The organism is Pseudomonas sp. LPB4.O (assembly GCF_038383825.1).
GTDB classification, from domain to species: domain Bacteria; phylum Pseudomonadota; class Gammaproteobacteria; order Pseudomonadales; family Pseudomonadaceae; genus Aquipseudomonas; species Aquipseudomonas putida.
Genome location: NZ_CP151298.1, coordinates 512501 through 526358, shown reverse-complemented (window position 1 = coordinate 526358; position 13858 = coordinate 512501). Strand labels below are relative to the sequence as shown.

The 13858-nt window shown below is 56.6% G+C and carries 11 protein-coding genes, 4 tRNA genes and 2 rRNA genes (1 of these 17 only partly in view); all 17 read right to left on the bottom strand.

Features of this window, described 5'->3' with window-relative positions; translation table 11 throughout:
- Positions 1-64 precede the first annotated feature (64 nt).
- Entirely contained in the window at positions 65-4138 is a 4074-nt protein-coding gene (gene rpoB, locus MRBLPB4O_RS02280; RefSeq protein WP_341797421.1) for a DNA-directed RNA polymerase subunit beta, read from the bottom strand.
- A 220-nt stretch (positions 4139-4358) separates the two neighbouring features.
- Entirely contained in the window at positions 4359-4724 is a 366-nt protein-coding gene (gene rplL, locus MRBLPB4O_RS02275; RefSeq protein ID WP_007957596.1) for a 50S ribosomal protein L7/L12, read from the bottom strand.
- A gap of 77 nt (positions 4725-4801) precedes the next feature.
- Complete coding sequence (gene rplJ, locus MRBLPB4O_RS02270) at positions 4802-5302, bottom strand: 50S ribosomal protein L10 (RefSeq protein WP_016497742.1); 501 nt, start codon at positions 5300-5302, stop codon at positions 4802-4804.
- Between the two features lie 197 nt (positions 5303-5499).
- On the bottom strand, positions 5500-6195 hold the full coding sequence (rplA, locus tag MRBLPB4O_RS02265; RefSeq protein ID WP_012270232.1) for a 50S ribosomal protein L1: 696 nt from the start codon (positions 6193-6195) through the stop codon (positions 5500-5502).
- Entirely contained in the window at positions 6195-6626 is a 432-nt protein-coding gene (rplK, locus tag MRBLPB4O_RS02260) for a 50S ribosomal protein L11 (RefSeq protein ID WP_003255500.1), read from the bottom strand. The genes rplA and rplK overlap by 1 nt, the downstream gene beginning before the upstream one ends.
- A 119-nt stretch (positions 6627-6745) precedes the next feature.
- Positions 6746-7279 (bottom strand): transcription termination/antitermination protein NusG, encoded by a 534-nt coding sequence (gene nusG / locus MRBLPB4O_RS02255; RefSeq protein ID WP_003255501.1) that lies wholly within the window; start codon positions 7277-7279, stop codon positions 6746-6748.
- A 9-nt stretch (positions 7280-7288) separates the two neighbouring features.
- Positions 7289-7657: a preprotein translocase subunit SecE gene (gene secE, locus MRBLPB4O_RS02250; protein ID WP_016484648.1), complete on the bottom strand. Its 369-nt coding sequence runs from the start codon at positions 7655-7657 to the stop codon at positions 7289-7291.
- 44 nt (positions 7658-7701) lie between these two features.
- Positions 7702-7777 (bottom strand) — tRNA-Trp (locus MRBLPB4O_RS02245).
- A gap of 54 nt (positions 7778-7831) precedes the next feature.
- Positions 7832-9025 carry an elongation factor Tu gene (gene tuf, locus MRBLPB4O_RS02240; protein ID WP_028614144.1) on the bottom strand — a complete coding sequence of 398 codons (1194 nt, stop codon included), beginning with the start codon at positions 9023-9025 and terminating at the stop codon, positions 7832-7834.
- Positions 9026-9103: 78 nt separating this feature from the next.
- Positions 9104-9179, bottom strand: a tRNA-Thr gene (locus tag MRBLPB4O_RS02235).
- Positions 9180-9208: 29 nt separating this feature from the next.
- Positions 9209-9282, bottom strand: a tRNA-Gly gene (locus tag MRBLPB4O_RS02230).
- Between the two features lie 24 nt (positions 9283-9306).
- Positions 9307-9390, bottom strand: a tRNA-Tyr gene (locus tag MRBLPB4O_RS02225).
- 152 nt (positions 9391-9542) lie between these two features.
- The gene (locus MRBLPB4O_RS02220) at positions 9543-9968 is read right to left on the bottom strand and encodes a hypothetical protein (RefSeq protein WP_049276033.1); all 426 of its coding nucleotides are present in this window, start codon (positions 9966-9968) and stop codon (positions 9543-9545) included.
- 7 nt (positions 9969-9975) lie between these two features.
- Positions 9976-10725: a pantothenate kinase gene (locus tag MRBLPB4O_RS02215; protein WP_341797420.1), complete on the bottom strand. Its 750-nt coding sequence runs from the start codon at positions 10723-10725 to the stop codon at positions 9976-9978.
- Positions 10715-11674: a bifunctional biotin--[acetyl-CoA-carboxylase] ligase/biotin operon repressor BirA gene (gene birA / locus MRBLPB4O_RS02210; RefSeq protein WP_016497738.1), complete on the bottom strand. Its 960-nt coding sequence runs from the start codon at positions 11672-11674 to the stop codon at positions 10715-10717. Before birA ends, MRBLPB4O_RS02215 begins: the two co-directional genes overlap by 11 nt.
- A gap of 270 nt (positions 11675-11944) precedes the next feature.
- A 5S ribosomal RNA gene (gene rrf / locus MRBLPB4O_RS02205) occupies positions 11945-12060 on the bottom strand.
- Between the two features lie 140 nt (positions 12061-12200).
- A 23S ribosomal RNA gene (locus MRBLPB4O_RS02200) occupies positions 12201-13858 on the bottom strand (it continues 1235 nt past the right edge of the window).

Sequence of the window (13858 nt, the reverse complement as noted above, 5' to 3'; positions counted from 1 at the left end):
GGCCTTTCCTCCTGGCGGAGCAGGGAGCGGGCAATACCTGCCCCACTCCCCTTCGCGTCACGTGTTATTCGGTTTCCAGATCGATATCGATACCGAGCGAACGGATCTCTTTGATCAACACGTTGAAGGACTCGGGCATGCCCGGCTCCATACGGTGATCGCCATCCACGATGTTCTTGTACATCTTGGTACGGCCGTTCACGTCGTCCGACTTCACTGTGAGCATTTCTTGCAGGGTGTATGCCGCGCCGTATGCTTCCAGCGCCCACACTTCCATCTCCCCGAAACGCTGACCACCGAACTGCGCCTTACCACCCAGCGGCTGCTGGGTAACCAGGCTGTAGGAACCAGTGGAACGCGCGTGCATCTTGTCGTCCACCAAGTGGTTCAGCTTGAGCATGTACATGTAACCAACGGTCACTGGACGCTCGAACTTGTTGCCGGTACGGCCATCGAACAGCACCATCTGGCCGCTCTCTGGCAGATCGGCCAGCTTCAGCATGGCCTTGATCTCGCTTTCCTTGGCACCATCGAAGACCGGGGTAGCCATTGGCACGCCTTTCTTCAGGTTGTGGGCCAGGGCCAGGATCTCTTCGTCGGTGAACTCGGCGAGGTTTTCCTGACGACCACCGATCTCGTTGTAGACCTCGGTCAGGAATACACGCAGCTCAGCGGCTTTGCGTTGCTCTTCGATCATGCGGTCGATCTTCTCGCCCAGGCCCTTGGCCGCGAGGCCCAGGTGGGTTTCCAGGATCTGACCAACGTTCATACGCGAAGGTACGCCCAGCGGGTTCAGTACGACGTCGACCGGAGTACCGTTGGCATCATGCGGCATGTCTTCAACCGGCATGATTACCGAGACAACACCCTTGTTACCGTGACGACCAGCCATCTTGTCACCCGGCTGGATGCGACGGCGGATTGCCAGGTAGACCTTGACGATCTTCAGTACGCCAGGTGCCAGGTCATCGCCCTGCTGCAGCTTGCGCTTCTTGTCTTCGAACTTGTCATCCAGCAGACGGCGACGGTCGACGATGTACTGCTGAGCCTTTTCCAGCTGCTCATTCAGTGCATCTTCAGCCATGCGCAGTTTGAACCACTGGCCGTGCTCCAGACCGTCCAGCACTTCGTCGGTGACCACGGTGCCTTTCTTCAGGCCCGCACCACCGTCGATCACTTGGCCGTTCAGAGCAGAACGCAGACGCTCGAAGGTTGCGCCTTCGACGATGCGGAACTCTTCGTTGAGGTCCTTGCGGATCTCGTCCAGCTGCATCTTCTCGATGGCCAGGGCGCGGCTGTCGCGCTCGACGCCATCACGGGTGAAGACCTGGACGTCAATGACGGTACCCTTGGTGCCGGTTGGCACGCGCAGGGAGGTGTCTTTAACGTCACTGGCCTTCTCACCGAAGATTGCACGCAGCAGTTTTTCTTCCGGGGTCAGCTGGGTTTCGCCTTTTGGCGTGACCTTGCCAACCAGGATGTCGCCAGCGCCGACTTCAGCACCCACGTAAACGATACCGGCTTCGTCCAGTTTGTTCAGTGCAGCTTCACCCACGTTCGGGATGTCCGCAGTGATTTCCTCTGGGCCAAGCTTGGTGTCACGCGCCACACAGGTCAGTTCCTGAATGTGGATGGTGGTGAAGCGATCTTCCTGAACCACACGCTCGGACAGGCAGATGGAGTCTTCGAAGTTGAAGCCGTTCCATGCCATGAACGCGATGCGCATGTTCTGACCCAGCGCCAGTTCACCCATGTCGGTGGACGGGCCGTCGGCCATGATGTCGCTACGCTGAACCTTGTCACCCTTGCTCACCAGCGGACGCTGGTTGATGCAGGTGTTCTGGTTCGACCGGGTGTACTTGGTCAGGTTGTAGATATCTACACCTGCTTCGCCGGTTTCCACTTCGTCGTCGTTAACGCGAACAACGATACGGCTGGCGTCGACCGAGTCGATCACGCCACCACGGCGAGCAACCACGCAGACACCGGAGTCACGGGCAACGTTGCGCTCCATGCCGGTACCTACCAGCGGCTTGTCGGCACGCAGGGTCGGTACAGCCTGACGCTGCATGTTCGAACCCATCAACGCACGGTTGGCGTCGTCGTGCTCGAGGAACGGAATCAGCGACGCAGCAACAGAAACAACCTGCTTCGGCGAAACGTCCATCAGGGTGACGTCTTCCGGCGCCTTGACGGTGAATTCGTTCAGGTGACGAACAGCTACCAGCTCATCGATCAGTTGCTTCTTGTCGTTCATCGCGGCCGAAGCCTGGGCGATGACGTGGTCCGCTTCTTCGATTGCCGACAGGAACACGATGTCGTCGCTGACAACGCCTTCCTTCACCACGCGGTACGGGCTTTCCAGGAAGCCGTACTGGTTGGTGCGGGCATAGGCTGCCAGGGAGTTGATCAGACCGATGTTCGGACCTTCAGGGGTCTCGATCGGGCACACACGGCCGTAGTGGGTCGGGTGTACGTCACGGACTTCGAAGCCAGCACGCTCACGGGTCAGACCGCCCGGGCCGAGTGCAGAGACGCGGCGCTTGTGGGTGATCTCGGAGAGCGGGTTGTTCTGGTCCATGAACTGGGACAGCTGGCTGGAACCGAAGAACTCTTTCACCGCCGCCGCAACCGGCTTGGCGTTGATCAGGTCTTGCGGCATCAAGCCTTCGCTTTCCGCCATCGACAGACGTTCCTTGACCGCGCGCTCTACACGCACCAGGCCAACGCGGAACTGGTTTTCGGCCATCTCGCCGACGCAACGAACGCGACGGTTACCCAGGTGGTCGATGTCGTCGACGATGCCTTTGCCGTTACGGATATCGACCAGGGTCTTGAGGACCTCGACGATGTCTTCCTTGCTCAGCACGCCCGAACCTTCGATCTCGGTACGACCGATACGACGGTTGAACTTCATGCGGCCCACTGCGGACAGGTCGTAGCGCTCGGCGCTGAAGAACAGGTTGTTGAACAGGGTCTCGGCAGCATCCTTGGTCGGCGGCTCGCCTGGACGCATCATGCGGTAGATCTCGACCAGAGCTTCCAGCTGGTTGCTGGTGGTGTCGATCTTCAGGGTGTCGGAGATGAACGGACCGCAATCGATGTCGTTGGTGTACAGGGTCTCGATACGGACGACCTGTGCCTTGGCGACTTTGATCAGCAGATCAGTGGTGAGCTCGGTATTGCACTCGGCCAGGATCTCGCCAGTAGCCGGGTGCACGATGGCCTTGGCAGTGGTGCGACCCAGGACGTATTCCATTGGAACGTCCAGCTGCTTGACGCCGGCCTTCTCGAGCTGATTGATGTGGCGCGCAGTGATACGGCGGCCCTGCTCAACGATGACTTTGCCGGTTTCGTCATGGATGTCCATGACTGCAACTTCACCACGCAGACGCTGCGGTACCAGTTCCAGGCTGAGCTTCTCGCCGGAAATGTGGAACACGTTGGTGGTGTAGAAGGTGTTCAGCACTTCTTCAGTGCTGTAACCCAGGGCGCGCAGCAGCACCGACGCCGGCAGTTTGCGGCGACGGTCGATACGCACGAACACGCAGTCTTTCGGGTCGAACTCGAAGTCCAGCCACGAACCGCGGTAAGGGATGATGCGAGCGGAGTACAGCAGCTTGCCGGAGCTGTGAGTCTTGCCACGGTCGTGGTCGAAGAACACACCAGGCGAACGGTGCAGCTGGGAAACGATCACACGCTCGGTACCGTTGATAACGAAGGTACCGTTCTCAGTCATCAGGGGGATTTCACCCATGTAGACTTCTTGCTCTTTGATGTCCTTGATCGCTTTGTTCGACGATTCCTTGTCGAAGATGATCAGGCGCACCTTGACCCGCAGTGGGACCGCGAAGGTCACGCCACGCAGGACACATTCCTTAACATCGAAGGCAGGCTCGCCCAGGCGATAGCCTACGTACTCCAGGGCAGCATTGCCGGAGTAGCTGATGATCGGGAATACCGATTTGAAGGCCGCGTGCAGGCCGACGTCGCGGAACTGATCCTTGGATGCTCCCGCTTGCAGGAATTCGCGATACGAATCCAGCTGGATGGCCAGGAGGTAAGGCACATCCATGACGTCCGGCAACTTGCTAAAGTCCTTGCGGATACGTTTTTTCTCAGTGTATGAGTAAGCCATCAGCGTTCCCCAGCTTGGTCACCTGCTTGTTTGGCTTCTCCCGGCGGGAGCAGCCAGAAAATCGTGCAAACCCCTTGGTTTGCGCCACCCACGTGGGTGTCTTGCAGCTTGTTATCGGGGCCGGCTTGACCGACCGCCAATAACGGAAAAAGGCCGGTGGCATAAGCCACCAGCCATCAGCCTTGTGCTCAACGCTCAGGCTGGCATCGCAAAGTCGAAATTACTTCAGCTCGACTTTAGCGCCTGCTTCTTCCAGCTTCTTCTTAGCGTCTTCAGCGGCTTCTTTCGAAACGCCTTCAGCTACAACCTGAGGAGCGCCATCGACTTTCTCTTTGGCTTCTTTCAGGCCCAGACCGGTCAGCTCGCGAACGGCTTTAATCACGTTCACTTTCTTCTCGCCGGCTTCAACCAGAACAACGTTGAACTCGGTCTGCTCTTCAACAACAGCGGCAGCAGCAGCTGGGCCAGCAGCGGCAACAGCAGCGGTCACGCCGAAGGTTTCTTCCATTGCTTTGATCAGCTCAACAACTTCCAGAACGGTTTTCTGGCCGATTGCTTCGATGATTTGCTCGTTAGTCAGGGACATGACTTAAATCCTGTATTGGGGTGAAGGCCTACGCAGCCATCAAATTAAACAAATGATTTTGAAAGAGTTCGCGTGCCTTAGGCAGCGGTAGCTTCTTTCTGGTCGCGAATGGCTGCCAGAGTACGAGCCAGCTTGCTGGTGGCGCCTTGAATAACGCTCATCAGTCGTGCAATAGCTTCGTCGCGGGTCGGCAGGGTAGCCAACACGTCGATCTGGTTCGCTGCAATGAAATTGCCGTCAAACGCAGCTGCCTTGATCTCGAACTTGTCCTGACCCTTGGCGAACTCTTTGAACAGACGAGCAGCAGCGCCCGGGTGTTCGTTGGAGAAAGCAATCAGGGTCGGGCCTTTGAACGCGTCGCTGAGGATCGAAAATTCGGTGCCTTCAACAGCGCGCTTGAGCAGGGTGTTACGTACGACACGTACGTAAACGCCAGCCTCGCGGGCCTCTTTACGGAGTCCGGTCATTGCGCCTACAGTCACACCACGGGCATCAGCCACAACAGCGGACAGAGCGACTTTGGCAGCCTCGTTGACTTCAGCGACGATGGCCTTCTTGTCTTCGAGTTTAATTGCCACGGGTTTACTCCTGGTTTTTACCGTTTCATCTGGCCGAAGCCGGATGTCGTTTTGGTGTCTGATTCGGTAACGAATCGGGAGCACCATCTGCGTGGGCTGGTGTTTTAAGGCTTGCGCCACCTACGGTCTTGGATAGCCCCCGCCAGGCAGGGACCCCAATTTTTGCTGGCGGCGCGACGAGTCGCACCGCCATGTTCTTACACGTTCAGCGAGCTCTGATCGATGACCAGACCTGGGCCCATGGTGGTGCTCAGGGTAACGCGCTTGACGTAGATACCTTTCGAGGAAGCAGGCTTGATACGCTTCAGATCAGCGATCAGGGCTTCAACGTTTTCCTTCAGCTTGCCAGCTTCAAAGCCGACCTTGCCAACGGAGGTGTGGATGATACCGTTTTTGTCGGTACGGTAGCGAACCTGACCAGCCTTGGCGTTTTTCACGGCAGTGGCTACGTCTGGGCTAACGGTACCAACTTTCGGGTTAGGCATCAGGCCGCGAGGACCCAGAACCTGACCCAGCTGACCTACAACGCGCATGGCATCAGGCGATGCGATGACTACGTCATAGTTCAGGTCGCCGGCTTTCATTTCGGCAGCCAGATCGTCCATACCTACGCGGTCAGCGCCGGCAGCCAGAGCGGCTTCAGCAGCTGGACCCTGGGTGAAGACGGCAACGCGAACGGTCTTGCCAGTGCCGTGTGGCAGCACAGTAGCGCTACGAACGACCTGGTCGGATTTACGCGGGTCAACACCGAGGTTAACGGCGATGTCGTAGGACTCGACGAACTTGGCAGCAGGCAGCGAGGCCAGCAGAGTTGCCGCTTCTTCGAAGTTGTAGGACTTGCCTGCTTCGATTTTCTCGGCGATTGCCTTTTGGCGTTTGGTCAGCTTAGCCATTACACACCCTCCACGTTCAGGCCCATGCTGCGGGCAGAGCCAGCGATGGTGCGTACAGCAGCGTCCAGGTCAGCAGCGGTCAGATCAGCCTGTTTTGCCTTGGCGATGTCTTCCAGCTGAGCGCGGGTAACGGTACCGACTTTAACGGTGTTCGGACGAGCCGAACCACTGGTCAGGCCAGCAGCTTTCTTCAGCAGAACCGAGGCAGGGGTGCTCTTGGTCTCGAAGGTGAAGCTACGGTCGCTGTAGACAGTGATGATCACAGGAGTCGGCAGGCCGGCTTCTTGACCCTGAGTACGGGCGTTGAAGGCCTTGCAGAATTCCATGATGTTCACACCGTGTTGGCCCAGTGCTGGACCAACGGGTGGGCTTGGGTTGGCCTGGCCGGCCTTAACTTGCAGCTTGATGTAAGCCTGAATCTTCTTAGCCATGAGCTACTCCAAAATCGGGTACGAACGCCTGATGGCTCCCCGGATGACTTGCGTTTTATCCCAGTGACGACAAAACCCCGCAACACACAGGGCTGCGGGGTTTGGGATGCTTCGTCCGCCTAGACCTTTTCGACCTGGCTGAACTCGAGCTCCACCGGAGTAGAGCGACCGAAAATGAGCACCGCCACCTGGAGGCGACTCTTTTCGTAGTTAACTTCTTCGACACTACCATTGAAGTCAGCGAACGGACCGTCAATGACACGAACCACTTCACCCGGCTCGAACAGCGTCTTGGGCTTCGGCTTGTCGCTGCCGTCGGCAACGCGACGCAGGATAGCTTCAGCTTCTTTGTCGGTGATCGGTGCAGGCTTATCTGCGGTACCGCCAATAAAGCCCATCACGCGAGGGGTATCCTTGACCAAGTGCCAAGTCCCTTCGTTCATCTCCATCTGGACCAGTACATAGCCAGGGAAGAATTTACGCTCACTCTTACGCTTCTGGCCGTTGCGCATTTCAACGACTTCTTCGGTCGGAACCAAGATCTCGCCGAAACCGTCTTCCATGCCAGCCAGCTTGACGCGCTCGATCAGGGAGCGCATTACATGCTTCTCGTAACCCGAGTAAGCATGCACAACATACCAACGCTTAGCCACGGGACACCTTTAGCCAACGATCAGGGAGACCGCCCAGCCGAGCAGGGAATCAAGACCCCACAGCAGCAGTGCCATAACCAGCACGACAGCCACGACAATCAGCGTGGTCTGGGTGGTTTCCTGGCGGGTCGGCCACACGACTTTACGGATTTCGGTACGAGCTTCCTTCGCCAGCGCAAAGAACGACTTGCCCTTCGCAGTCTGCAGAGCTACAAAGCCCGCGACAGCAGCCAGGACGAGAAGTGCAAGGACGCGATACAGGATCGGAGACGCGGAGTAATATTGATTACCCACAACAGCTACAACCACCAAAGCAACTACAGCCAGCCACTTGAATAGATCAAAACGCGATTCTTGGGCTTCAGTTTTGGGAGTCATCGAGGAGGATCCTGTAAGAAGAAAGCCATCACACCGAAGTGAAATGGCAGGTCAGGAGGGAATCGAACCCCCAACCTACGGTTTTGGAGACCGTCGCTCTGCCAATTGAGCTACTGACCTGTAACGCTGTATCAGGCCGGCCATTATACCGGCCCGATCAAGTAAATCAACTACTTATTCAATAATTTTTGCTACGACGCCGGCGCCGACGGTACGACCGCCTTCACGGATAGCGAAGCGCAGACCGTCTTCCATTGCGATGGTCTTGATCAGGGTAACAGTCATCTGAATGTTGTCACCTGGCATTACCATTTCAACGCCTTCCGGCAGTTCGCAGTTACCGGTCACGTCAGTGGTACGGAAGTAGAACTGAGGACGGTAGCCTTTGAAGAACGGAGTGTGACGGCCGCCTTCTTCCTTCGACAGGACGTAGACTTCTGCGGTGAACTTGGTGTGCGGCTTGACCGAACCTGGCTTGACCAGAACCTGGCCACGCTCAACGTCGTCACGCTTGGTACCACGCAGCAGAACGCCGCAGTTCTCGCCAGCACGACCTTCGTCCAGCAGCTTGCGGAACATCTCAACACCGGTGCAGGTGGTGGTGGTGGTGTCACGCAGACCAACGATTTCCAGCGGATCCTGAACGCGGACGATACCACGCTCGATACGGCCAGTAACAACGGTACCACGACCCGAGATCGAGAATACGTCTTCGATTGGCATCAGGAACGGCTTGTCGATAGCGCGCTCTGGCTCTGGGATGTAGCTGTCCAGAGTTTCAACCAACTTCTTGACGGCAGTGGTGCCCATCTCGTTGTCGTCTTTGCCTTCCAGCGCCATACGAGCCGAACCGATGATGATCGGGGTGTCGTCGCCTGGGAAGTCATAGGTGGACAGCAGGTCGCGAACTTCCATCTCGACCAGTTCCAGCAGCTCAGCGTCGTCTACCAGGTCAGCCTTGTTCAGGAAGACCACGATGTACGGAACGCCAACCTGACGGGACAGCAGGATGTGCTCACGGGTTTGTGGCATCGGACCATCGGCGGCCGAGCAAACCAGGATCGCGCCATCCATCTGGGCAGCACCGGTGATCATGTTCTTCACGTAGTCAGCGTGACCTGGGCAGTCAACGTGAGCGTAGTGACGAATGTTCGAGTTGTACTCGACGTGAGCGGTGTTGATGGTGATACCGCGCGCTTTTTCTTCCGGAGCCGAGTCGATCTTGTCGAACTCAACGACTGCCGAACCGAAAACTTCGGAGCAGACGCGAGTCAGAGCTGCGGTCAGAGTGGTCTTACCGTGGTCAACGTGGCCGATAGTGCCGACGTTAACGTGGGGAAGGGAACGATCAAACTTTTCCTTAGCCATCGATACAATCCTCCGCAGAAGAAATAGTCTTGCGCTGATAAAACAAAGGCAGATATTTTCATATCTGCCTTGTTTATATGGAGCTCTTGAGCGGACTTGAACCGCTGACCTCACCCTTACCAAGGGTGTGCTCTACCAACTGAGCTACAAGAGCGAAACACTTTGTGCAAAATCCTGCAAACTTGGAGCGGGTAGCGGGAATCGAACCCGCATCATCAGCTTGGAAGGCTGAGGTTCTACCACTAAACTATACCCGCGGAGCTTGCGGCTCTCGCTAAAACTGGTGGAGGGAGAAGGATTCGAACCTTCGAAGCTCTCGCAACGGATTTACAGTCCGTCCCCTTTGACCGCTCGGGAATCCCTCCAGATGTGGCCGGCATTCTATGTGTCTGCCGTCCTAGTGTCAAGCGTTTTTTCAAATTTTTTCAATCAAATCTGAAACTTAGCTACTTTGACACCGCTTCCAGTTCTACCACCTGAGTGGTGTTCCCTGTGAAGCGGGCGCCATTCTATCAAGCTATTCACCAGTTGCAATACCCTGGCAGAAAATAATTTTATGTTTTAAGTCTTTGAAATCATTGGAAAGAGCCGAAAGGACCGTCTGGTCCAGTAAACGCTCACTTTCCGGGGCAACCTTGAGCCAGCGACCATCGGCTCCAGGCAGCTGTCCCACCACCGGCAAGGTGGCAATATCCAGGCTCAGCAAACGCTGACGCAGTGCATCCAGCTGCTCCTGTCCTGTCACCCCCCCCACTACCAGGCATTCGTCACGGCGCCTGGGCGGTGCCGACACACCCGTTTCACGCAACAGACGGATTTCCTGCTGATTCCCCTTGTACAGAGACAGCGGGGCGACTTCCTTGACCTTCAGCGGTGCTTCCTGCTGATGCCACACGTAATAGAAGACGTTGAGCACCAGTAACAACAGAAACAACCAACGCATAGGCACCTCAATCCAATGGGCAGGCCATGGCCAGGCCAACGAAAACCAGGTCAGGGACGACCCGCGCCTGCGGCACGGCCTCTCTCACCAGCGGCGCATCACCCCCAGTGAGGAACACCGCGAATTCTTCACCCCACAGCGAGCGCGCCTGCTCAAGCTGGGTACGCGCAAAGCCCTGGAGCATCAACACGCAACCACGCTCGACCGCTTCGACTGTAGAGCGGCCCGGCGACAGGCTGGTCAATGCGCGCTCGGCGGAGGCATCGTCATAGCGAATGCGCCGGGTATGGGTACGCAACTGACTGCGCATCAGTGGCATGCCCGGACAGATGTAACCACCCAGGTGCTCGCCGTCTGCAGCCACAAAGTCTGCTTTGGCGGCGGTACCGAGGTCGATCACCAGGCATGCGCCCTTGGCCAGGTGAAATGCACCCAGCGCAGCGAGCCAACGGTCCATGCCCAATCGCTGATAGTCGTCGTAACCGTTGCGCACACCGGCCATGCTCTGTGCCGGAAGCGCAACATGCGCCTGCACGGCGAATGCCTGGGCAATCAACGCACAAAGCGCATCGGTTTCTTCCTCGCTGCGCACACTCACAATGCGGCAACCTGTCAGACGCACCGAAGCCAGCGCAGCCACTTCGGCCAGCAGCGCTTGATCTGAATCGACGATCCCGCCACCTTCAATCACTGCATCAGCGGTATGAATCACGCGCCACTTGATGAAGCTGTTACCGCAATCGAGCTCAAGAATCATCACGCAACCTCAAACTGAGCTCACCACCACTGAAGCTCTTTTCAACTCCGTCCACCTCAAGGCGCAAGCCGCCCTGCCCGTCGACGCCAAGAACCACGCCATCGATGCGCGTATTACCGGCAACCAGTGAAACATTGCGCCCCTGCCAAAGGTGCGCCTGTTCCCACTCCTCCTGGAATGCGGCAAACCCGTAGCGACGATGGCGTGCCAATTCGTGCTGCATTTGCTGATTGAGCGAAGCCACCAAGTGGTTACGGTCTATAGCCGCGCCCACCTCACGCCGCATCGAGGTCCACTCCTGGTCGACCTGGTCATTGACCTGCATGTTCACATTGATACCGATACCCAGTACCACATGACAGACATCGGCCGGGTCACCCACCAGCTCCAGGAGAATGCCAGTGATCTTCTGCCCGCGAACCAACACGTCATTGGGCCATTTGAGCCCTACATCTTTTACCCCGAACGCCTGCAGCGTGCGCATTACTGCAACGCCTACCACCAGGCTCAAGCCTTCGAGCTGGCGCATGCCGCCATCCACACGCAAGACAAGGCTGTAATAGAGGTTTTCGGCAAATGGGCTGACCCATTGCCGGCCACGTCGGCCGCGGCCGGCGCTTTGCCGCTCGGCCAGGACGAGAAATGGCGCTACCTGCCCTTGATTGGCAAGCCTCAAGCCTTCGGCGTTGGTCGAGTCGATGATTTCGTGAATGAAAACCGGCCACTGCTCGCCTTCGGCAAACCTGGCGATTGCCTGCGCTTCGAGCAAAGCCAGTGGTGCCGCTAGCTGATAGCCGCGCCCACGAACCTTGTGAATGGTGAGGTTCAGCTCGCTCTCCAGGTGCTGCAGCTGCTTCCAAACGGCGCTGCGACTCACCCCGAGGGCTGCCCCCAGAGCTTCTCCGGAATGGAACCGGCCATCCTTGAGGAGATTCAACAACTTCAGCATGCCAGTCTCGACTTGGAATAAGGCACGCATGATAGCCATGGGCTGTTGGCTTGCATAGGAAAAGGGCCCGCATACCTGGCGTTGCACCCTGCTCTGCAGGAGCAGCCTTGTGCTGCGAAGAGGCCATTGCAGCCGAAGATAATCTTTAGCCTTACCGGCCTCTTCGCAGCACAAGGCTGCTCCTACAGGGAGTCGGGCAGGACTGGGGTATTTGCGCTGCAAAGACAAAACCCCTACCTGCATGTGCAGATAGGGGTTTTGCGAAATGAATCTTGACGATGACCTACTCTCACATGGGGAAACCCCACACTACCATCGGCGATGCATCGTTTCACTACTGAGTTCGGGATGGGATCAGGTGGTTCCAATGCTCTATGGTCGTCAAGAAATTCTGTAGCCAGAATGTCCAGATGGACAGCCCAGCGAATCCGGATATGCGATATTTGTGGGTTGTTGCGAACTTTCGGTTCGTATCATCTTCACCACCACAATTTGGCGTCTTAGGCGCAAATTGCTTGGGTGTTATATGGTCAAGCCTCACGGGCAATTAGTATTGGTTAGCTCAACGCCTCACAGCGCTTACACACCCAACCTATCAACGTCGTAGTCTTCGACGGCCCTTTAGGGGATTCAAGATCCCAGTGAGATCTCATCTTGAGGCAAGTTTCCCGCTTAGATGCTTTCAGCGGTTATCTCTTCCGAACATAGCTACCCGGCAATGCCACTGGCGTGACAACCGGAACACCAGAGGTTCGTCCACTCCGGTCCTCTCGTACTAGGAGCAGCCCCTCTCAAATCTCAAACGTCCACGGCAGATAGGGACCGAACTGTCTCACGACGTTCTAAACCCAGCTCGCGTACCACTTTAAATGGCGAACAGCCATACCCTTGGGACCGGCTTCAGCCCCAGGATGTGATGAGCCGACATCGAGGTGCCAAACACCGCCGTCGATATGAACTCTTGGGCGGTATCAGCCTGTTATCCCCGGAGTACCTTTTATCCGTTGAGCGATGGCCCTTCCATACAGAACCACCGGATCACTAAGACCTACTTTCGTACCTGCTCGACGTGTGTGTCTCGCAGTCAAGCGCGCTTTTGCCTTTATACTCTACGACCGATTTCCGACCGGTCTGAGCGCACCTTCGTACTCCTCCGTTACTCTTTGGGAGGAGACCGCCCCAGTCAAACTACCCACCATACACTGTCCTCGATCCGGATAACGGACCTGAGTTAGAACCTCAAAGTTGCCAGGGTGGTATTTCAAGGATGGCTCCATGAGAACTGGCGTCCCCACTTCAAAGCCTCCCACCTATCCTACACAAGCAAATTCAAAGTCCAGTGCAAAGCTATAGTAAAGGTTCACGGGGTCTTTCCGTCTAGCCGCGGATACACTGCATCTTCACAGCGATTTCAATTTCACTGAGTCTCGGGTGGAGACAGCGCCGCCATCGTTACGCCATTCGTGCAGGTCGGAACTTACCCGACAAGGAATTTCGCTACCTTAGGACCGTTATAGTTACGGCCGCCGTTTACCGGGGCTTCGATCAAGAGCTTCGCTTGCGCTAACCCCATCAATTAACCTTCCGGCACCGGGCAGGCGTCACACCCTATACGTCCACTTTCGTGTTTGCAGAGTGCTGTGTTTTTAATAAACAGTCGCAGCGGCCTGGTATCTTCGACCGGCATGGGCTTACGGAGCAAGTCCTTGACCCTCGCCGGCGCACCTTCTCCCGAAGTTACGGTGCCATTTTGCCTAGTTCCTTCACCCGAGTTCTCTCAAGCGCCTTGGTATTCTCTACCTAACCACCTGTGTCGGTTTGGGGTACGGTTCCCAGTTATCTGAAGCTTAGGAGCTTTTCTTGGAAGCATGGTATCAACCACTTCGTCGCCTAAAGGCAACTCGTCATCAGCTCTCGGCCTTGAAATCCCGGATTTGCCTAAGATTTCAGCCTACCACCTTAAACCTGGACAACCAACGCCAGGCTGGCCTAACCTTCTCCGTCCCTCCATCGCAATAACTGGAAGTACAGGAATATTAACCTGTTTTCCATCGACTACGCTTTTCAGCCTCGCCTTAGGGACCGACTAACCCTGCGTCGATTAACGTTGCGCAGGAAACCTTGGTCTTTCGGCGTGCGAGTTTTTCACTCGCATTGTCGTTACTCATGTCAGCATTCGCACTT

Coding starts and splice junctions, on each gene's coding strand:
- rpoB (WP_341797421.1), bottom strand. CDS start 4,138: ATGGCTTACTCATACACTGAGAAAAAACGTATCCGCAAGGACTTTAGC.
- rplL (WP_007957596.1), bottom strand. CDS start 4,724: ATGTCCCTGACTAACGAGCAAATCATCGAAGCAATCGGCCAGAAAACC.
- rplA (WP_012270232.1), bottom strand. CDS start 6,195: ATGGCTAAGCTGACCAAACGCCAAAAGGCAATCGCCGAGAAAATCGAA.
- rplK (WP_003255500.1), bottom strand. CDS start 6,626: ATGGCTAAGAAGATTCAGGCTTACATCAAGCTGCAAGTTAAGGCCGGC.
- secE (WP_016484648.1), bottom strand. CDS start 7,657: ATGACTCCCAAAACTGAAGCCCAAGAATCGCGTTTTGATCTATTCAAG.
- tuf (WP_028614144.1), bottom strand. CDS start 9,025: ATGGCTAAGGAAAAGTTTGATCGTTCCCTTCCCCACGTTAACGTCGGC.
- MRBLPB4O_RS02220 (WP_049276033.1), bottom strand. CDS start 9,968: ATGCGTTGGTTGTTTCTGTTGTTACTGGTGCTCAACGTCTTCTATTAC.
- MRBLPB4O_RS02215 (WP_341797420.1), bottom strand. CDS start 10,725: ATGATTCTTGAGCTCGATTGCGGTAACAGCTTCATCAAGTGGCGCGTG.
- birA (WP_016497738.1), bottom strand. CDS start 11,674: ATGCTGAAGTTGTTGAATCTCCTCAAGGATGGCCGGTTCCATTCCGGA.